Here is a 20,976-nt window from a genome sequence, read left to right on the forward strand (position 1 = left end):
TTATTAATAAAGTGTAAATTCAACACGGCGATTCTGTTGACGGCCCGCTGCATTTTTATTGGATGCAATTGGTTGGTCTGGACCATATCCGGTTGCTTCGATACGCGACGCATTAGCACCCTGAGATACTAAATATGCTTTTACCGCTTCTGCACGTTCTTTAGACAAACGCATATTTAATTCGCGTGAACCTGTATTGTCGGTGTGACCTGCGAGTTTTAAACTAAAATTTTTCTCGATCAATAATGCGGCAACTCTATTCAATGTCGCATAAGAGCTGGAGCGAATAGTTGCTTTACCTAAATCAAACTCCAAGTTTTTGATCGCATCAGCAACAACTTTCTTATCTGCTTCTGTAACCACAACTTTCTCTACGACTTTGGTTTCGTTTTTAACGACAATTGGACAACCCGATCCATCCACTTGGACACCAGAAGGTGTACCTGGGCATTTATCGTATTTGTTAGCCACACCATCGCCGTCGTCATCTTTTAGATCATTGTTGAGACCATCTAACTGTCCTTGTAACGCTTGATTTTTAGCATTCAACGCATCATTTTGAGCCTTTAAGTCATCGTACTTAACCGTGTAGTCATTGACAAGCGTTGCGACAGGGTTAGAATTGTTTAAAGCAGGTTTGCTACCATTACCCAATGCAAATTCTAGGCCTGCGTGAGCATAAGTGAATAAGTCATTTTTGTATTGTTGACCCACTGGGTTATCGGTACCCATTCTGTTGTCAAAACGTTGGTTCGCCCAATTCAATTGGTAACCAAGTTCAAAGTTGATACCTTTTGCTACGGCGAATTTAAAACCAAAATCTGCCGGTACATAAATCTTAGAATACGAGTCACCATATTCTCCTCTGTTCCCGTTAGCGATTCCAGCGGTCTCGGCGTTCATTACACCAACACCAATGGATGCGTACGGTTTAATAAAGCTGTTGAAAAATCTCCAGTTGGTATTTGCTGCTAAAAACTCGCCCGACAACGCTACAGACCAAGGTGTTTTAGTTTCAAATCCTGTCTGTTTATCGCTATTAACATAGCCTGATGTTTTTCCACCAAAATAAGTAGCTTTCAATCCAAAGGATGGGGAGATCTGCTTCTTGATGTAAGCACTATAACCCAAATTCCAATCCAGTTTATCGTAACCACCATTGTTAAACTTGGCGATATTTTGCAAGCTCGTTACACCTGCTCCCACACCGATCGACCACGTTCTATATTGTGTTGCCGAGCCTAATGGTGTTGTGCCTTCAATAGATGCTTCTTTTGTGCTTTGCGCAAAGGATGCGGTGGATAAAATTCCTGCCGCAACAAGTAATCCTGATTTTTTAAGGCTAATTTTCATAATGCGTGTTTGTAAAATTATCTACTATAATACTGTTGTTAAATTAACTCACTGAACACTCTTGCAATAAATTTGCCAAAAATTATTTGGTTACTCTACTCGCCCAAAAAAGTTTGGCACCTCAATTTCAAAAGCCAGATGCTTAACAATATTTTCAGTAAAAATGTTTTGAAAAAAAGTTTTCCTGCTTTTTGTGATCAAAATAACATCGACATCTTCATCCCGGATAATGGTATGAATACCGTTTGCAATATTCTCTCGGGAACCTGCAAAATAACTTGGCGACTTGATAATATAGGAAATATCCTCGATACCGGTTTCAGCAATGATCTGTTCAATCCAATTTTCAAGTTTTTTACCTAATATGTTGATTTCTAGTTCGTTTTTATTGATATGGATAAGCTGTAAGTGGAAGTTTTTTCCGTACAATGGTATGGCTTGTTTGAGGACCTCAAGTTCACCGGGTTTGAAATTTGTCAATAACGCAATGTTATCATTTTTCAATTTTATCGCGTTTTTCGGGATGGCTAAAACAGGGATCTTCGACTCTTTAATGACATCATATGTATTGCTTCCAATCAATACAGATTCAAGTCCAGTCACGCCTTTTGTACCCATAATCACCGTTTGATAGACCTCTTTTATCTCTTGTTTATCCAGTGTTTCCGCTAAAATACCGTTAGCAAATAAGGTAGAAATTTTAAGCGAAGGATATTCCTGTAGAAGTTCAGCTACAAGTTTTTCCATCTGATGGCGGGCTTCTCCCTCGGTAGGGTCTACTAAATGCTTCGCATTTGCAAATTTGTTGATATGTGAAGTGAACGAATGAAAGAGTGTAATCTCATCGTTTGTTGTCACTGCGATTTGAGCGGCATAAAATGCGGCAACTCGTGCGTTTTCGGAATAATCTACAGGTATTAATAGTTTAGACATGGCTATAAGGTTATGCTTTAGTGAAAAATATTGGAACTAACGGATGACTAAATAGTGCTTTTGCAACTGAACGCGTGAAGACACGTTCAAAGAACGATTTTCTCGATCGTGTCACCAATAATATTTTGATCTTTTCCTCATGGATCATCTCATTAATGACTTCCGGAACGGTATCGAGGTCCTCAATATCACCCTGTATTGAATCGACTTCGATAGCAATATTGGTCACACCGATATATTTTTTGATCTTATATTTCCATACTTCAAGCTTGTCTTCGATTCTGTTTTCTGAGGAATGATCGTAGTGAACATGCATCAATTTTAATTCAAAATCCTTGCCGATAATGTTGACAAAATCCTGTACGGTTTGTACCTCTTCTTCTTTAAAATTAGACAGTAAGCCAACTTTGTCAATAGGAGTAAAGGATGCTTCAGTTGGAATGGCCAAGACAGGTATTTTGGCTTTTTTGCTAATAACATAGGTTGTGCTGCCAATTAGCTGGCTGTCGTCATTGGTGATGCCTTTAGTTCCCATGATGACAAAATCAAATCGATTAGGAGTGGCGAGCTCGGGTAGTGTTTCTGTAATCATACCGCGCTCACATTGTGTTGTTATTTCAAGCGTAGGATGTTTTAATTTTATTGATTCTGCCAGATTTTTAATAAGGATATCAGCTTTGAATGTTGGAGAATCAGCCTCATTACGGCTGTTTTCCTCCTCAAATACTGCAGAAGCTGAAGTATAATTGTGGTAAAGATGGAGTGAATACCCCTTTTCGAGGGCAAGGTCCACTGCGTAATCTACAGCATTATTAGAATGAGCCGAAAAATCTACCGGTAGTAGAATGTTTTTTTTCATTAGAAGGAATTTAATCTACAAAATCTAATCTTATTTATTTTGCCTTTAGGGAATGTGCGCGAAAGTGTACTAGATTCCCTATTTTACTATCAAATGTAATAAAACAAATGTAATTGTGGATGACCTTAAGTCAAATAGTTTTTGTTGTTTTACATGTTGAATTTGACGAGCTTTAGACAAATATGAATAACGAATAACGCTTTTAAAATGTTGTATTTAATGTCAGTTTGTGATTTTTGCCACCTATAAAATACCCGTGCTCTAACTGTCTGTATGTTATCTCCTGATTTTTTTGTTTGAAAAGTCAATATTGGAGTTTTTCTCGTTTAGAGAAAACGGTCGTTTCAAGGTCAATATATGGAATTCTACATTGCATAACCTACCAATTTTGAGTAAGTTTGCACATATTTTTAGATAATTAAATGACAAGTAGAGAAATTCGTCAAGCCTTTTTGGACTTTTTTAAAAGTAAAGGGCATCAGATAGTACCTTCAGCACCAGTAGTTGTAAAAAATGACCCTACATTAATGTTTACCAATGCGGGGATGAATCAATTCAAAGATTTGTTTCTTGGTGAAGCACCCATCAAATTTCCGCGTGTTGCCGATACACAACGCTGTTTGCGCGTTTCCGGCAAACACAATGATTTGGAAGAAGTAGGGATTGATACCTACCACCATACATTGTTTGAGATGTTAGGAAATTGGAGCTTTGGTGATTACTTTAAGAAAGAAGCTATTGCTTGGGCCTGGGAGCTGTTGACAGAAGTATATAAGTTAGACAAAGATCGTTTATATGTAACCATTTTCGAAGGGGATGCAAAAGAAGGTTTAGAACGTGATATGGAAGCTTTCGATTTCTGGAAGGAATGGATTGACGAAGATAGAATTCTCCTTGGTAACAAAAAAGATAATTTCTGGGAAATGGGAGAGACTGGGCCTTGTGGGCCTTGTTCCGAAATTCATTTCGATATGCGCAGTGCAGAAGAGCGTACACAAACTTCAGGACAGAGTTTGGTCAATGCCGACCACCCTCAGGTAATTGAGATCTGGAATCTTGTTTTTATGCAGTTTAATCGCTTGAAAGATGGTTCACTTCAGTCGCTCCCAGCTAAACATGTTGATACGGGAATGGGCTTTGAGCGTCTGGTGCGATGCATCCAGGGAAAGACATCTAATTATGATACGGATGTATTTACACCTACCATTGATTTTATTTCTGGGAAATCAGGCATAAAATACGGTATAGATGAAAAGTCTGATATTGCTATGCGTGTAGTGTCTGATCACATTCGTGCGGTTAGTTTTGCAATTGCCGATGGTCAATTGCCATCTAACAATAAAGCTGGTTATGTGATCCGTCGTATTTTACGTCGCGCGGTGCGTTATGCTTATACATTTTTAGGTTTTAAGACTCCTTTTATTAATGAACTCGTCCCTGTCTTGGCATCACAGTTTGCCGGTGTATTCGACGAACTGATTCAACAGCAGGATTTTGTACAGAAGGTAATCTTAGAGGAAGAAGTTTCTTTCCTAAGAACATTGTCTACGGGGGTCCAACGATTTGAAAATTATGTAGAGGACCACAGCGTAATTAATGGAGATTTTGCTTTCGAGCTTTATGATACTTACGGATTTCCGATCGACTTAACTGAATTATTGGCCCGGGAGAAAGGGTTAACGGTTGATATGGAAGGTTTCAACCAAGCACTTCAAATTCAAAAGGATCGTTCTCGTGCTGCCACTGCTATAGATACAGGTGATTGGGTTGTGGTAAATGATGATGAGGGATTTGAATTCGTAGGCTACGACACATTAACTGCCGTTACAGAGGTTATTAAATACCGTAAGGTTGTAGCAAAAAATAAAGAACAATTCCAATTGGTGCTTTCTGTCAGTCCTTTTTATGCTGAGGGTGGTGGCCAGGTTGGTGACTCTGGAGAATTGGTTTCCGAGGAAACGGGCGAGAAGATTTATATCACGGATACAAAAAAGGAAAATGGTCTATTTGTACATTTTACAAACAAATTGCCATTAGAATTGAAAGGAACATTTGTTGCTCAGGTCGATAAATCCAAAAGAATCGATACTGAAAACAATCACTCGGCGACCCATTTATTACATGCTGCGCTAAAACAGGTGCTAGGAAGCCATGTGAATCAAAAGGGATCATTGGTCAACGCCGATATTTTACGCTTTGACATCTCTCATTTTGCGAAAATGACTGACGAAGAGATTAAACAAGTTGAAGATATTGTCAATGCTAAAATTCGTGAAAATATTCCGTTGAAAGAGGAACGTAATGTCCCTTATCAACAGGCATTAGATTCTGGTGTAACAGCACTATTTGGTGAAAAGTATGGCGATTTTGTTCGTGTGATCACTTTTGAAGATCAATATTCTAAAGAATTGTGTGGTGGTACGCATGTCAAAGCAACTGGTCAAATCGGGTTTTTCAAAATTGTTTCTGAATCTGCTGTTGCAGCCGGTGTACGTCGTATTGAAGCAATTACCGGCACTCGTTCAGCTTCAGTTATCCGTGAGCATTTCGAATTGGTGCATCACCTGAAAGAGCTTATGAATAATCCAAAGGATTTCGTTTCTGCATTAGGTAAAATCATCGACGAAAATGGCGCTTTGAAGAAAGAAGTCGAGAAGAGCATTACAGAAAAATCCTTGGCATTGAAGTCAGATCTGGAAGCGAAGATTCAACAAGTTGGATCTATAAATTTCTTGTCCACAATTGTTGATCTGCCCAATGCCGAAGCTGTAAAAACTTTGGCGTATGCGGTAAAGGGAGCTGTTAACAACTTGTTTTTGGTCATTGGTGCTGAGTTTGAAGGTAAACCGAGTTTGACCGTCGTCATATCAGATGAATTGGCCAAAGAAAAAGGGTTGAACGCAAGTCATATTGTTCGTGATTTGGCTAAGGATATCCAAGGCGGCGGAGGTGGTCAACCATTTTTCGCAACAGCTGGAGGTAAGAACCCTGCTGGATTAAAGGTTGCAATTGAGCGAGCAATAGATTTCTTGAAATAAATTTTATACAATACCAAGCCATCGGATTTATTCGGCGCCTTCCTTGGGAGATCCGAATAAATCGGATAGTTTTCACGATTCTTAAAGCTGTGACATGTAGCGTGAATCAAACAGAGCAAAGCCATTTGCGTAATTGGGAATAGGTACTTAACAAATAAAAATAAACGGATGAAAAAGGCAGTTTTTTTAGCAGTAGGGATCGTTGGTTTGATGATGGGTTGCCAAAATAAAGAGCAATTTACCATCGCTGGAAATGTCGAAAATCCTGGCAATATCAAAGTTATTTCATTGTATGAAGGTGATACCAAGCTAGATTCAATGTTTTTTGGCGATAATAACAAATTTCAGTTCGTACGACCTGCTAGCCAATCCAGACTGTTGTCCTTGCGTGTAGGTAAAAATCGGTACGATTTGATTGCTTCTCCGGGGGAGACGATCACATTTAAGACAGATCTTCATAAAGATGTAAATGATTATCAAGTGGATGGGTCTGAATTGTCAAAGACGATACAGCCTTTTGCCAAAGAGCGAAATTATCGCGATTATTTACAGGACTCCTTACAGACGGTGTTTTCTAAGCTGACAGCCAATTCAACAGCAGCTGAGATCGAAAAGATTCGTGCTGAATATAAATCAAAGTTTGCGGAAGAATTGCGTACATATACAAAAAAAGCCGTCGATTTCGCTAATAAACACAATGATCTTGCTGGTTTTTATGCGATCTCTACCTTAGATCCCGAAGTCGCCGAAAATGAAATCATTACCTATGCAGAGAAAATAAAGAATGAATTTACGGAGAACAGATATGTGACACAGTTTAAGGAGGAGACCCAAAAGCTAAAAAAAATGGCTATTGGACAACCTGCTCCCGAACTGACTTCATTTACGCCTTCCAACAAAGAGGTAAAATTGTCGAGTTTTAAAGGAAAATATACCTTGGTTGATTTCTGGGCTTCATGGTGTATGCCTTGTCGCCAGGAGAACCCCAATCTCGTTAGGTTGTACAATACTTACCACGCTAAAGGCTTTGATATACTCTCCGTTTCATTTGATGATAATCCTGGCTCATGGATGCGTGCTATCGAAGATGACAAGTTAACCTGGACACATGTATCAGATTTGAAAGCTTGGAGCTCACCAGTTGTGATTGATTACCGTGTGAAAGCCTTGCCTACCTCTTATATTCTCGATCCGAACGGCATTATTATAGCAAAGAACCTGCGCGGCGAGGAGCTGGAGGCATTTTTGAAGAAAACAATTAAATAATCAATCTGTTATTGTTAAATATTATATTACTTAATAATTTGGTAACATTAGATTAACTGATTGTTATCATTTTGTTTATAATTTAGCAAAAAAAATAAGACAAATGAGTTCTTCGAAACAAAAGATTTTAATTGTTGATGACGAAAAAGATATCTTGGATTTAATTGCATTCAACTTAAATCGTGAAGGTTATCAGGTCTCTACAGCGCAAAATGGGGAAGAGGCAATCAACGTTGCTAAACAAGTAAATCCGGACCTCATCATTTTGGATGTGATGATGCCAAAGATGGACGGAATTGAAGCTTGTCGCATCATGCGCGCAATGCCTGAATTCAAAAGTACATTTATGGTGTTTTTGACTGCTAGAAGCGAAGAGTATTCGGAGATCGCAGGATTTCATGTCGGTGCAGACGACTATATTGCAAAGCCGATCAAACCGCGTGCGCTAATGAGTCGCATCAATGCTATCTTAAGAAGAAATGCTTCCGAAGAGTCAGATGCTGCCGTTCAGGATAAAATTGAAATTGCCGATTTGGTTATTGATCGAGATTCTTTCTTAGTCTACAAAGGGGAACAAAAGATCGTTCTTGCAAAGAAAGAGTTTGAGCTATTATATTTGTTGGCTTCAAAACCGAATAAGGTGTTTACGCGTGAACAGATCTTAAAGAGCATCTGGGAAGATTCTGTTGTTGTGACTAACCGTACAATTGACGTTCACATCCGCAAGCTGCGTGAAAAGATAGGAGACGATTATGTAACCACTGTAAAAGGAGTGGGATACAAATTTGATAAAGAATAAAAAAAAGAGGCCAAAGCCTCTTTTTTTATTGATTAACTTTCCGCAGTATAGATTCTATACGATTCGCCTTGCGCCAAATCTGGACAAATCTGGGGCAGATGTTTCCAATTTAACATAAGAGAAAGGAGCGGATTTAGTGAAGGAATTGCCATCGTTATAGGGAACTCTTTCTCGAGATGACTTGATATCACCGCAACAAATCTTTACTTTTGACCTAAAGCAAAGTAAAAATTTCAACATGTCATCTATTCTTATAAAATCTGCACAACTAGTCAATGAAGGTAAAGTTGAGGTTGCTGACGTATATATCAGCAATGGTCGAATCGAAATGATTGCTCAGGAAATTAATCATCCTGCTGATCAGGAGATAAATGCTGAGGGGCTACACTTGCTACCGGGACTTATCGATGACCAGGTTCATTTTAGAGAACCCGGGTTAACTTATAAAGCGGATATATGGCATGAGAGCCGCGCCGCAGTTGCTGGTGGGACAACCTCCTTCATGGAAATGCCTAATACTGTCCCGAATACGTTGACTCAGCAGTTGCTTCAAGATAAATATGATATTGCAGCAAAAAATGCATTGGCCAATTACTCATTCTTTATGGGGGCGGCTAATGATAATCTTGAGGAGGTGCTTAAAACTAATCCAAGAGATGTCTGTGGTATCAAAGTTTTTATGGGGTCATCTACAGGGAATATGTTGGTGGATAATGAAAAAGCGTTGGAAGGGATCTTTGCGAATGCTCCGACCTTGGTGGCTACGCATTGTGAAGACGAGGCGACGATAAAGGCAAATCTGGCCCTATTTAAGGAAAAATATGGTGAGGATGGATTGAAAATTGAGATGCATCCATTGATTCGTTCTGAGGAAGCCTGCTATTTATCCTCGTCGAAAGCTGTCGAATTGGCAAAAAAGCATAATACACGCTTGCATATCCTTCATATATCAACAGCCAAAGAAATTGCATTATTTAGTCATGATATTCCATTAAAGGATAAAAAAATAACGGCTGAAGCTTGTATCCATCACCTTTGGTTTTCTGATCAGGATTATGCTTCAAAAGGTAATTTTATCAAATGGAATCCAGCTGTAAAAACAGCCAATGATCGCGACCAAATTCTAAAAGCTTTATTAGATGGGCATATCGATGTGATAGCGACAGATCATGCTCCGCATACAATGGAGGAAAAATCGCAGCCCTATGCTTCAGCGCCAAGCGGAGGACCTCTTGTACAGCATGCATTGCAAGCCTTGTTGGATATGGTCAAAGCGGGAAAAATGACCCTGGAACAATTGGTGCAAAAATCTGCACACAATACGGCTACATTGTTCCAAATCGAAGATAGAGGTTACATTCGTGAGGGATATTGGGCCGACCTTGTGTTGGTCGATCTGAATAAACCTTATACGGTTTCGAAAGCAAATATCCTGTCAAAATGTGGCTGGTCACCATTTGAGGGACACACATTTAGTTCAACGATTGAACATACTTTCGTATCAGGTAAACTTGCTTTCTCCAATGGGCGACTTATTGAGAAAGGTGCTGGTGAACGTCTGTTGTTCAACCGATAGTATTTAACAATGGAAAAAAGAGCCTTTCTAAAATCGGTTGCTTTAAGCATGTTGTCTATTCCTGTACTGGGAATGGGATTGCCAACCGGAGACAAAAATGAATTGTACGGCCAAGCGGCTTTGCTTGCAACGAGGTTAAAATTGGGGGATACCATAGGTTTAATTACACCTGCAGGTGTATTGGATGAGGAAGAGTCCATTAGCATTGCGCGTGAAATATTCGAGACACTGGGTTTTAGAGTAAAAGAAGGTAAACATATTCGCAGTCGCTACGGTAATTTGGCCGGTACAGATCAGGAGCGTATTGCCGACATACACGATATGTTTGCAGATAAGACTGTCAAAGCGATTGTCTGTATCAGGGGTGGATCGGGTACTTCGCGCCTTTTAGATCGGCTAGATTATAAACTGATTTTCAATAATCCCAAAATTCTATTGGGTTATTCAGATATAACAGCGCTTCTTTTGGCCCTGTATACAAAAACAGGACTTGTTACATTTCATGGCGCAGTAGGTATCAGTACATGGACCCAAAAACTTGCAGAGGCTTTTAAAGCCCAGTTTGTTGCCAATCAGCCAGCGATATTTGAGAATCCCAAGTTGAAGGGGGATACCATTGTACAGACCAAAGACCGAATAGCAACGATTCATCCTGGCATAGCAGAAGGAATATTGTTGGGTGGGAATATGACCGTATTGACCGGATTATGTGGTTCACCTTATCTGCCGGACTTTAAAGATAAAATTCTTTTTATTGAAGAGGTAGACGAAGATATGGAACGGGTAGATCGGATGTTCTGTCAATTGAAAAATGCGGGTATATTAGGCGTAATTAAGGGCTTTATTTTTGGCAAGTGCACCAATTGCAAACCATCTGCTGGCTATGGATCCGTAACACTTGACCAACTGTTCAATGATTATATCAAACCTTTGAAAATTCCGGCGTATACAGGGGCTGTCGTTGGGCATATTGCCGAACAGTTTATTTTGCCCGTAGGAGCAAAAGTCCGTGTAGATGCTTCTCAAGGTACAATTGCTTTAATGGAGCCTGCATTAAAAGATTAATATGAAATTAGTAAAAGTTGATTTCATCAAAGCCTTTTCTTTATATGAAGAAAAGGCTTTGATGCATAGAAGATTTAAACATGCTGATATTTTACCGTTATTAGAAAATATCAGGAGCTATGGACGTTTCACTGTAGCGGAAATTGGGAAGTCCACTGAAGATCGTTTGATCTTTCGACTACAATACGGACAAGGGCCAATCAAGATACTTTTATGGTCACAAATGCATGGTGATGAACCTACGGCGACAATGGCCCTGTTTGATCTATTTAATTTCTTTGGCGGGAAAAATGATGGTTTTGATGCCTTTAGAGATGACATCGCATCAAAAATGACTTTATATTTTATTCCGATGCTAAATCCTGATGGAACCGAAAGGTTTCAGCGTAGGACAGCCATGGATGTGGATATGAACAGAGATGCAAGGGCAGCAGCAACAGTGGAAGGAGCCTTATTGAAGTCGCAAGCCATGTTGCTAAAACCTGATTTTGCTTTTAACCTGCATAACCAAAACAATTACTACAACATTCCCGGAACAAATACGCCAGTGACAATTTCCTTATTGGCGCCTGCTTATGACTATGCGCGGAGTATCAATAAAACTCGGGGAGATGCGATGCGGGTGATTGTCGGAATAAACAAGATCCTTCAGGAATTTGTTCCAAATGCAGTGGCAAAATATGACGATGAGCATACACCGCGCGGTTTCGGTGATAATTTTCAAAAATGGGGCGCCAGGACGATTTTAATTGAATCAGGAGCTTATGTTGGTGATATCGAAAAAATGCTGGTCCGAAAATGTAATTTCGTGGCTTTGTTTAAAGCATTTGAGGAAATTGCTGACCAATCCTTTAAACAGCATTCGATTACCGATTACGATGCAATTCCCTTCAATGATGAAAAGCTCCATGATGTGTTGCTGAGAAATTTGACCATTGAGCGGAGTGGAAAAACATTGCTTGTCGATGTTGCCATCCGGCAGAATGAAAAGACAATTGGATCAGACTATTACGTAGAGGGTATTGTTGAAGATATTGGCGATCTGCAAGATTTTTATGGTTATGTAGATATTGATGTTACAGGAATGGAGTTTGGCCCAGCCAAGATGTATATGGAGCCATTTGCTTCGTTGGCAGATTTAGATGATGCCATCGTGATGGGATTACTTGAAAAAGGCTATGCCGCTGTTATGATTGAAAATGTGATCCCGGGAGAAGTTTTGCATAACCTTCCAATTCGTGTATTAACTAAAAAAGCTATAGAATTTTCACAACAATTAGCTCTCGGAGCTCAGGCGGATTTTTTCCTTCGGAAAGAAGGTAAGATCATTTACGCCGTAGTTAATGGTTGGGTGGTCGATTTGAAAAAACCAAGGCAACAGCAGTATAAAAATCAGATAAGTCAGGAATGCTTAATATAGCTCAAAAAAGAAAAAAGGTCACNNGTGACCTTTTTTCTTTTTTGAGACTACTAGTAGCCGGTATTCTGTTGATTTGCTATAGCTGGGTTTGCATTCATCTCATCCAGTGAAATAGGAAGAATGGTTTTAAAGAAGGTTCTATCGATCGTTTTTTGTCTATTTGTTGTGCTTATATTTCCTAAATCATCATCAAAAGTTATCGATTTGTTCCAGCGCATCATATCAAAGAAGCGATGACCTTCTCCAAGGAGCTCTTTGCTTCTCTCATCGGCAATCATATCTAAAGTAATCGTGCCTGAGGTCGCGACATCTAATTTTGGAGAACGTTGGCGTATTGCATTCAGGTAATTTGCTGCAAGGACCTTGTCAGGAGATGATTTTAGTAGAGCAGCTTCAGCAGCGATAAGATATACTTCGGACAAACGGATGACCTTAATATTGACAGCGGTACTATTTGCTGTTGAATTTTTATCACCGGCAAGCGTGGTGCTACCGCTATATTTATAAACCGCTCCTAAATGGGTGGTGCCGACTTCATCATACGCCATAACACCCCATCTGACATCTGTCTCGTCTTTCTTAAGTTTGGCCAAGAATGGATCTGCGGCTATAAAGTTTCCCAATATGGCTGTACTGCCATGTCCTTTTCTGCGGAACATCGCACCCAGTGAACTAGTCCCTGCATCAGCTTCATTCGGATAAACACCCAATTCTAGAATAGATTCAGTTCCAAACATACCTGTCCAGGATTTTACCCAATTTTCATTGCTATATAATGTGTAAACTTTGGAGTCTATTACTTCTTGAGCGGATTTTAGCGCGTTTTCATAATCGTTCATGTAAAGGTACACGCGAGCTTGAAGCGCTTTATTGGCGAAAAAGTTAAAATATCCATCCGATTTAGATTTTGGCAAAATGTTTTCCGCATCCTTTAGATCCTGTACAATTTGTTTGTAGTTTTCTTCGACAGAAATGCGTTTTTCCTGCGTACTATATTCGAGGACTTTTGTCACATTAGGAATACCAAGGGAAGATTTATCCATATTGTAGGGTTTTCCATATAGCCTCACAAGATCAAAATTGATGAGGGCTCTTGCGGTCAATGCTTGTCCTTTGTAGGTATTAAAATTTTCGGTTGAACCGGCAGCGACTAGTTTATCGATATTCGTCAAAAGATTATTAATCTGCACAAGTGCATGAAATCCTTGTGTCCAGATACCTGAGTAAGGATTAGAAGAGGCTGAATGATTAAAAACATAAAGATAATCATAACCGCGACCCTGAGATGCTATCGTAAAGTCTCCTCCTTTAGCATCAGCATAGAGTGGGAAATTTCGTCCGTAGTAGGCGACGTTTGCCATTTTACTCATTAACCCATTGATGATAACTTTTGCGTCGGCAGCAGTTTGGATAGAGGAATTAGAGTCACCCATATTAGTCGGTGTGACATCCAGAAAGTTGCTACAAGAGCTGATTGCTAATGATATTGTTATGCACGAGGCAATAAAAAGCTTTTTCATAATACTGTTTTTTTTATTAAAAACTAAATTCGACACCAAAAGTGTATGTTTTTGCCAATGGTGTTTCCCAACCGCGCGTACCAAACTGGTTGACTTCCGGATCCATATACTTATATTTCGAAACAGTCAACAAATTGCTTCCATTGAAAAATACTCTTGCATTGGAAATGCCGGCCCGCTTTAAAAACTCATTTGGTAATCTATAGCTCAAAGAAATGTTTTTTAATCTAAGATAGGATGCGTCAAATAGCTGCCTGCTACTGATTTGGTTAACATCTTCCAGATCTCTTCCCGTTACCATTGGGTAAGATCCTCCGGTATTTGATGGTGACCAGCTGTTTTCCGTAAAATAAGCCGCATGAATTCGCTCCCAATAATAGCCATCGTCGGCAACATCTTTGGATGTAGCGTCATAAAGTTTACCGCCTATTTTATAAGCGAAATTAAATCCTAGTGAAAAGTTTTTATAGTCAACATCAGAGTTTATACCTCCGTATAACTTAGGATTTGCATTTCCGATGATGGTTTGTTTCGCTTTTTTGTAGTCATAACTTGCCGCCTTTCCATTAAATATAAAGTCGCCATTAGTGCCATCATTTGTATACCAGACATTTTTACCATTGGTTTGATCGGTACCTGCCCATTCCAAGCCAAAGAATGATAAGGATGACTCTCCTTCACGGTAAATAAATCGGGCTCTATCGTCTCCCCCTGTGGGATCGAACCAAACGATATCCCGTCCACCATATAATTTTGTAATTTTAGATCCGATGATTGCGGCATTTGCGCTTAATGTCCATTTCCAATTTTCGTTTTTAACGATATCTGAACCTAATTCAATCTCGATCCCTTTATTGTTCATTTCACCAACATTTCGCAGTATGGAGCCGAAACCAGTTATTGTGGAGATTGGAACGTTCTGTAGTAGGTCCTTCGAGTCTCTGTTAAAATATTCAATAGTACCAAATAGTTTGTTGCGGAACAGGCCAAATTCTAATGCGACGTTTGTGGAGTAATTTTTCTCCCAAGCGACGTCCGGATTGCCTAGATTATTTAGACCACCTCCTGGCTGCGTCATGTATTTGTTGGAATAGCTTGTCAGATTTCTCCAGGCAAAAAGGTCGGTAGGTAATGTTCCATTTACGCCATATGAACCTTTGATTCTGAGGTTGTTGATTTCCTCAATCCCTTTAATAAAAGATTCTTTTGCCAGATTCCAGGAGCCGGCTAAAGACCAAAAATTACCCCAACGAGGACCTGGTGCTAAGCGTGATGAACCGTCCCTTCTAAAGGATGCTGATGCAAAATAGCGTTCATCATAATTGTACTCGGCCCGCGATAGTACAGACATCATATTATTGCCCCAAGAATAGGCCGATGCATCCAATATACCTGCAGTGGCGACCGTATGAAGGGAAGAGGATGGTAGATCTTTCCCCGTGGCACGGATAAAATCCGTTGTATTTTTTTCAGCCTCGAAGCCTGCTAACAACCCGATATGATGTAAGCCGAAGCTTTTGTTGTAATTGGCGGTTGTGGATGATACCAATTTCTCAATGGACGTAGAAACCTCGGTAACACGGCCATTATCTGCCATTCCGTTATAATGTTTCGCACTATAGTAAATATGATCTTTGACCTCTGTTCTGTCATAGGAGAAAATAGTCTTCAAGGTAAGTTCAGGCAATAACTTCAATGATAGAGATTCTATAGCTGATAATTTGCTCGTTTTCGAAGAGTTTTCCCATTCTTTATTATAGTATAAAGGATTGTATGCAAGACTACCGTAGCGAGCCGTATATTCCTTACCAGTTTTATAATCCGTTGGCCAATACATCTGCCATAATAAATTACTGGTTTGATACAGGTAATTTGTTCCTGTATTTCGGGTGTCATTCATTCCAATAAGCTTGTTGTTGGCGTAGTTGACATTTGATCCAAATTCAAGATATTTTCCAATTGTTTGCGTCAAATTAATCCGCCCATTAATTCTGTCAAAATTATTCTCGATCACCCTACTTTTGTCCTGCGTATAGCCTAAGGAAGCATAATAATTGGTTTTTTCAGTTGCTCCACTTACCGAAATATCGTTACTGTTGAATATTCCCGTTCTGAATAAAGCATTGTTCCAGTCATAATATTGACCATCTCTATTCACGACACCATCAGTTTTTCCTGAAATATGTACGTTCTCCCATTGGGTGGTCCCATCCGTACTAAATTGATAACCATGAATACCAAAACCATAAGAAGAAGTTGGCTTACCATAATTTGCCGAATTTGGATTCCAGTCCAAGGAATTTAAGCGGAATAAAGTATTTTTATTCGCCTGTTCAGCGGTTTGACCAGCTGCTATTCTAGAATCATATAAAACGCTATAAAGCATGTTGATTTGATCCTGTACGGAAGCAGGTTCATTATTTTTTGTTGCCCAGGAAGGGCTAATGCCAATAGAAGACTTGACATTGATCTTTGGATCTCCATTTTTACCCCTTTTGGTGGTGATGATGATGACGCCATTTGCGGCTCGGGATCCATAAAGAGAAGAGGCAGCGGCGTCCTTAAGCACAGAGATTGATTCTATATCACTCGGATTTAATGTGCTCATGACGTTGTTTGTATTAACAATGTAATCTCCCATTTGTCCGACACTTCCCGAAATAACTGGAACACCGTCAATAACATATAATGGCTCATTCGATGCGTTCATGGAGCCTATGCCTCGAATACGAATCGCCGAAGTAGCCCCCGCTTGCCCCGATCCATTTGACATTTGTAGACCCGCGACACGACCGGTAAGTGCTTTTTCAAAAGAGGTGACAGGTTGTTTATCAATAGCATCTGATTTTATTTGTGCCGCCGAACCGGTATAGGTGCTTTTTTTAGCCGTTCCATAAGCAATGACAATGACTTCGTCCAAAGCTTTTTCATCACTGTTAAGTGAAATACCGATAGTTTTGCGGCCATTGACCTGTACTTCTTGTGAGCTATAACCTACGGCAGATATACTCAATGTTGCATTGGCGTTTGCGTTTAGGGTAAACAGGCCATTTTCGTTTGTGGATGTCCCTTGATTAGCGCCTTTTACATTAATCGTAACTCCGCTAATTGGTTTTCCGTTGCTGTCTGTTATTTTACCAGCAATTTGGATCTGTTGTGCATATAAAGACTGCATCGAACTACAGGCTATGAGACACAACGTTGTGAGCACATGTTGTTTCATAAAAGTGTGAATTGATTAATTTAGTTGTTAATATTTTGGTGCTGTCGAGTGTTGGTCAAACTTGCGATAGCAATTCAGTGCAATCTTTTCTTTAAGAAAAAAACATTGCACTGAATATAGGGTTATTTTCTTACAATTCCAATTCCCGGACGGTCGGGGAGAAGGCAATTGCCATTTACCACGGTCATGCCGTCGTATATATCATTTGCAATTAATAAAGCACCGTCTAGATCTGCCCAGTCTGTTAATGGTGCAAGTTGTGCCGCTGCACTGATGGCGCAAGAAGTTTCTGTCATACAGCCGATCATAACTTTCATTTCCAAAGAACGAGCAAGTTCTGCCATTCGCTTCGCTTCGCGCATGCCCGTGCATTTCATCAGTTTAATGTTAATACCCGAATAAACCCCCTTTAAACCCGGCACATCGACCAATCGTTGGCATCCTTCGTCGGCGATTGTGGGAATTGGGCTATGTTCTGTCAACCAAGCATTATCATCGATCTGCTCTTTAGGCATAGGCTGTTCTAAGAAAGAAACATTTCTTTCTGCAAGCCAATGCGCCATCTCCAAGGCTTCTTCACGTGTTTTCCAACCCTGGTTCACATCGGCGCATAATGGTCGATCCGTAACCTGACGGATGGTATCAATAATCATTTTGTCGGTGTCGAGCCCCAGCTTCACCTTTAAAATTTTAAACTGATCAGCCTCGGCAACTTTTTGGCGGATCATTTCTTCTGTATCGATTCCGATGGTGTAGGACGTCGGTGGGATAAGGTCAGGATTTAACCCCCAGATTTTATAATAGGGCTGGTTCATAATTTTACCAAGGATATCATGTAGGGCAATATCAATGGACGCTTTTGCAGCCGTGTTTTTCGAAGCAAGCTGATCAATATAATGCAGAATCTCTTCGGTTTGAAAAGGTGAGTTAAAACCTGTGAGATCAATTTGATTCAAAAACGAAATCACGCTATCTTGCGACTCGCCAAGATAGGGTGGCATACTCGCTTCGCCATAACCGATAACGCCATCATACTCTAATTCGGTCAATACAACCGGTGTTGTGCTTCGGCTAAAGGAAGCTACTGTAAAGACATGGCGCAAAGTTAGCGTGTAAGGCCGAAACCTTAATTTAAAGGCCCCAAAATCTTTACTAATCCATTCAGATTGATTGCTCATCGCTATGTTTATTTATTGTTGTAGTAATTGTTTTCAACGACTTTCTGTATTGCGCTATCGTGAACTCCGAGGTAACGGCGTGCAGCAACCACAGTTCGGGTTTGAAAATCATCATAGTTAGCTGCATCCTTTAGCATGCTGTTGATCCGTACCAAGCCTGCAGCATGAATAAAGGTTCCATTGCCGATATAGAGTGCAACGTGTGTTACACGCGCATTAGGATTGCTATTTTTGCCTGCCGCAAAGAATAATAAGTCTGCCGGTTTCAGATTTTTAAGTGCTTTCTCAGGGTCGAAATGCCCTTCTTGATCTAAAATGTCGATTTTTTCACCTGCAAGTACTTGTTGCGATGCATCTCGCGGAATTACGAAGCCGTTCATAAAGAAACTTGTTTTAGTAAAACCGCTGCAATCTACGCCTTTTACTGATGTCCCACCCCATAAATAGGGTAGACCCAACATTGTTTTTGCACTGGCAATAATATTTTCCGCCGTAGGTTGGCGTGTTTCAAACCAATTTTTTAAGGTTAGACTTTCTGATTTTTTAATATAACCTAAACGTCCATCCGGATAGGCAATTTCATAAAAATTGCCTTTCTGTCCTTTCAATTGAAGGATGTCACCATAAACGAGATCAGATACCCGCTGGCTTTTTTCATTGGGTTCAGAATATGATTTTCCAAATTCAGCTGTATAAATCACTTTTTCCGCTTGTCGCCAATTGGCCAGCATGGTTTTGTCCATGGCTTCAATAGACGAACTAGGAACCCATGCGATATAGCCGTCGGGTGTACGGACACGGTAGTCACCGCTCTTTTTTTGAAGAAGGTCAACTTGCGTTCCTAATAAAACCTGGCTAGTCAGCTCGGCAGCATTATCTGGAAATGTGCGCATATTTGCGACGGAGAGTCTGATTACTCCAGTCGTTTTTTCGCCTACACTTGCATCGGGCAAGAGCTGTACTTGAATATTGGCTGATATATCTTTTGCCTTTTGCTCTAAAACGAATTTAGCATTTTTTTCAGTTGTTTCGAGCACATATTGGTTCTGTGCTATATCCGCTTTCTGGATGGCCACGATCTTGGTTCTTTTATCGGGAGCAAATTCACGTTTTACGTTTTCTTGCAACTCTTTGATCGTGAAATAAGTCGTGGAATCTAGCTGCTGCGCCTGACTGCTTTCAACCCCTATAAGGCTTGCATAAGCTAAAATAGCGAATTTAAGAGTGTTTTTCATGCGAATTAGTTTGTTTCTAAAGATAGGATTAATTCATAATATAAGTCAATTTTTATTGTCGATTTTTAAGTGATTTTGATGTTATGTTGCTAAAAAACGAATTTTTAGGTTTAATTTTAATTAAATCATCTATTTGCTAAAACCATTTTGTAATATTGCTTATTGATTGTGACGGCAACATTCTTCTTCCGTTTACGGCGAAGCTGTAAAAATGTAGCATAACATTTTACAGCGGATATTGACGAAGTAGGTTTGGGGGAGATCTGATGCAAGATAGTGTAATATGCTAGAAAAGAAAGTGATGCACTTGTACAGTCAATGATGAAAATTTCTTGTATTCGGTAGACTGAAAGCAGTTTTAATGATTGTTTTTTGCCGGATTAATAAATAGCGATAGTTTTATAAAATAGTAATAAGGAAATGAGTTCAAGACGTGATTTTATTCGGCAAGGTTTGATTGCTGCGACGACAATGGGGACATTAACCGCATTTGATGCGAAAGGATTGACGATTGCAGCAAAAGGCAGTGTTAAAAAATACCCTATTGTAATTTCAACTTGGGACTTTGGGATCGCAGCAAATAAAGCCGCTTGGGAAATATTGTCGAAAGGTGGTAAGGCATTGGATGCCGTTGAACAAGGCGTACGTGTACCCGAGGCTGATCTCAAAAATATGACAGTTGGTAAAGGTGGTTATCCAGATCGCGACGGTCACGTCACACTTGATGCTTGTATCATGGATGCGGATGGTAACTGCGGTGCTGTTGCCGGAATGGAAAAAATTGGACATCCAATATCTGTAGCACGGCTGGTTATGGAAAAAACACCCCATGTCATGCTAGTAGGCGAAGGCGCATTGCAATTTGCGTTAGAAAATGGTTTTAAGGAAGAAAATCTACTGACCCCGGAAGGTGAAAAGGCCTGGAAGGAATGGTTGAAAGAGAAAAAATACAAACCTGTAGCCAATATTGAAAACCAATCTTTTGCCGCAGAACGTTTGCCGGGAAATCAATACAACCACGATACGATCGGTATGTTGGCGTTGGATGCCAATGGAAATATTTCTGGAGCCTGCACCACGAGTGGTATGGCTTTCAAGATGCATGGTCGGGTAGGAGATAGCCCTATTATTGGAGCCGGACTTTATGTCGATAATGAAGTTGGGGGTGCTACTTCGACCGGAGTTGGTGAAGAAGTTATCCGAAATGTAGGTAGTTTTTTGGTAGTCGAATTGATGCGTCAGGGTTATTCTCCCGAAGATGCCTGTAAGGAAGCTGTTATGCGTATCGTTAAGAAGAAGCCTGCAATTGCAAAGGAAATCCAAGTTGGATTCTTAGCAATTAATAAAAAAGGGGAATATGGTGCCTATGCGCTACAACAAGGTTTTTCCTATGCGGTTTGTGACAGTAAACAACAAGATTTATTGATTAAAGGAAAGCACTACTATAAATAGTAAAAATAGGGGCTTACGGGTTCGAGGAGCGATGAAAGCAAGGTATATCATTGCCGATT

General features: G+C 40.0%; 14 protein-coding genes. 7 read left to right on the top strand and 7 right to left on the bottom strand.

Going from position 1 to position 20,976, the window contains the following annotated elements:
* Positions 1-3 precede the first annotated feature (3 nt).
* From B4Z90_RS12735 to B4Z90_RS12745, 3 genes are all read right to left on the bottom strand, one after another.
* Positions 4-1,353 carry an OmpA family protein gene (locus tag B4Z90_RS12735; RefSeq protein ID WP_070567249.1) on the bottom strand — a complete coding sequence of 450 codons (1,350 nt, stop codon included), beginning with the start codon at positions 1,351-1,353 and terminating at the stop codon, positions 4-6.
* Positions 1,354-1,443: 90 nt separating this feature from the next.
* Entirely contained in the window at positions 1,444-2,286 is an 843-nt protein-coding gene (locus tag B4Z90_RS12740; RefSeq protein WP_070567247.1) for a universal stress protein, read from the bottom strand.
* A 10-nt stretch (positions 2,287-2,296) separates the two neighbouring features.
* Complete coding sequence (locus tag B4Z90_RS12745) at positions 2,297-3,145, bottom strand: universal stress protein (protein ID WP_070567245.1); 849 nt, start codon at positions 3,143-3,145, stop codon at positions 2,297-2,299.
* 422 nt (positions 3,146-3,567) lie between these two features.
* Here B4Z90_RS12745 and alaS point away from each other — a divergent pair, with 422 nt between their 5' ends.
* The 6 genes from alaS to B4Z90_RS12775 all read left to right on the top strand — a co-directional run bounded on the left by alaS (position 3,568) and on the right by B4Z90_RS12775 (position 12,309).
* A complete protein-coding gene (alaS, locus tag B4Z90_RS12750; RefSeq protein ID WP_112374227.1) occupies positions 3,568-6,183 on the top strand; it encodes an alanine--tRNA ligase in 2,616 nt (871 codons plus the stop codon).
* Between the two features lie 168 nt (positions 6,184-6,351).
* A complete protein-coding gene (locus tag B4Z90_RS12755; RefSeq protein ID WP_070567241.1) occupies positions 6,352-7,449 on the top strand; it encodes a TlpA family protein disulfide reductase in 1,098 nt (365 codons plus the stop codon).
* 103 nt (positions 7,450-7,552) lie between these two features.
* Positions 7,553-8,248, top strand: coding sequence for a response regulator transcription factor (locus B4Z90_RS12760; protein ID WP_046672195.1), 696 nt, complete (start codon positions 7,553-7,555; stop codon positions 8,246-8,248).
* 238 nt (positions 8,249-8,486) lie between these two features.
* Complete coding sequence (locus B4Z90_RS12765) at positions 8,487-9,824, top strand: dihydroorotase (protein WP_070567239.1); 1,338 nt, start codon at positions 8,487-8,489, stop codon at positions 9,822-9,824.
* 9 nt (positions 9,825-9,833) lie between these two features.
* Positions 9,834-10,889 (top strand): S66 peptidase family protein, encoded by a 1,056-nt coding sequence (locus B4Z90_RS12770; RefSeq protein ID WP_070567237.1) that lies wholly within the window; start codon positions 9,834-9,836, stop codon positions 10,887-10,889.
* A gap of 1 nt (position 10,890) precedes the next feature.
* A complete protein-coding gene (locus B4Z90_RS12775) occupies positions 10,891-12,309 on the top strand; it encodes a M14 family zinc carboxypeptidase (RefSeq protein ID WP_070567235.1) in 1,419 nt (472 codons plus the stop codon).
* Positions 12,310-12,359: 50 nt separating this feature from the next.
* Here B4Z90_RS12775 and B4Z90_RS12780 read toward each other — a convergent pair whose 3' ends face one another.
* The 4 genes from B4Z90_RS12780 to B4Z90_RS12795 all read right to left on the bottom strand — a co-directional run bounded on the left by B4Z90_RS12780 (position 12,360) and on the right by B4Z90_RS12795 (position 19,465).
* Positions 12,360-13,829 (bottom strand): RagB/SusD family nutrient uptake outer membrane protein, encoded by a 1,470-nt coding sequence (locus tag B4Z90_RS12780; protein ID WP_201639512.1) that lies wholly within the window; start codon positions 13,827-13,829, stop codon positions 12,360-12,362.
* A gap of 16 nt (positions 13,830-13,845) precedes the next feature.
* Positions 13,846-17,052, bottom strand: coding sequence for a SusC/RagA family TonB-linked outer membrane protein (locus B4Z90_RS12785; protein ID WP_286727385.1), 3,207 nt, complete (start codon positions 17,050-17,052; stop codon positions 13,846-13,848).
* A gap of 122 nt (positions 17,053-17,174) precedes the next feature.
* On the bottom strand, positions 17,175-18,230 hold the full coding sequence (locus tag B4Z90_RS12790; protein WP_083296002.1) for a dipeptide epimerase: 1,056 nt from the start codon (positions 18,228-18,230) through the stop codon (positions 17,175-17,177).
* A gap of 8 nt (positions 18,231-18,238) precedes the next feature.
* Positions 18,239-19,465: an NlpC/P60 family protein gene (locus tag B4Z90_RS12795; protein WP_286709854.1), complete on the bottom strand. Its 1,227-nt coding sequence runs from the start codon at positions 19,463-19,465 to the stop codon at positions 18,239-18,241.
* A gap of 420 nt (positions 19,466-19,885) precedes the next feature.
* On the opposite strand from B4Z90_RS12795, the gene B4Z90_RS12800 reads away from it, so the two are divergent.
* Positions 19,886-20,917: a N(4)-(beta-N-acetylglucosaminyl)-L-asparaginase gene (locus tag B4Z90_RS12800; protein ID WP_070567228.1), complete on the top strand. Its 1,032-nt coding sequence runs from the start codon at positions 19,886-19,888 to the stop codon at positions 20,915-20,917.
* Positions 20,918-20,976 lie beyond the last annotated feature (59 nt).

Origin of the sequence: Sphingobacterium sp. UBA5639 (assembly GCF_002421245.1) — a bacterium.
GTDB classification, from domain to species: domain Bacteria; phylum Bacteroidota; class Bacteroidia; order Sphingobacteriales; family Sphingobacteriaceae; genus Sphingobacterium; species Sphingobacterium multivorum.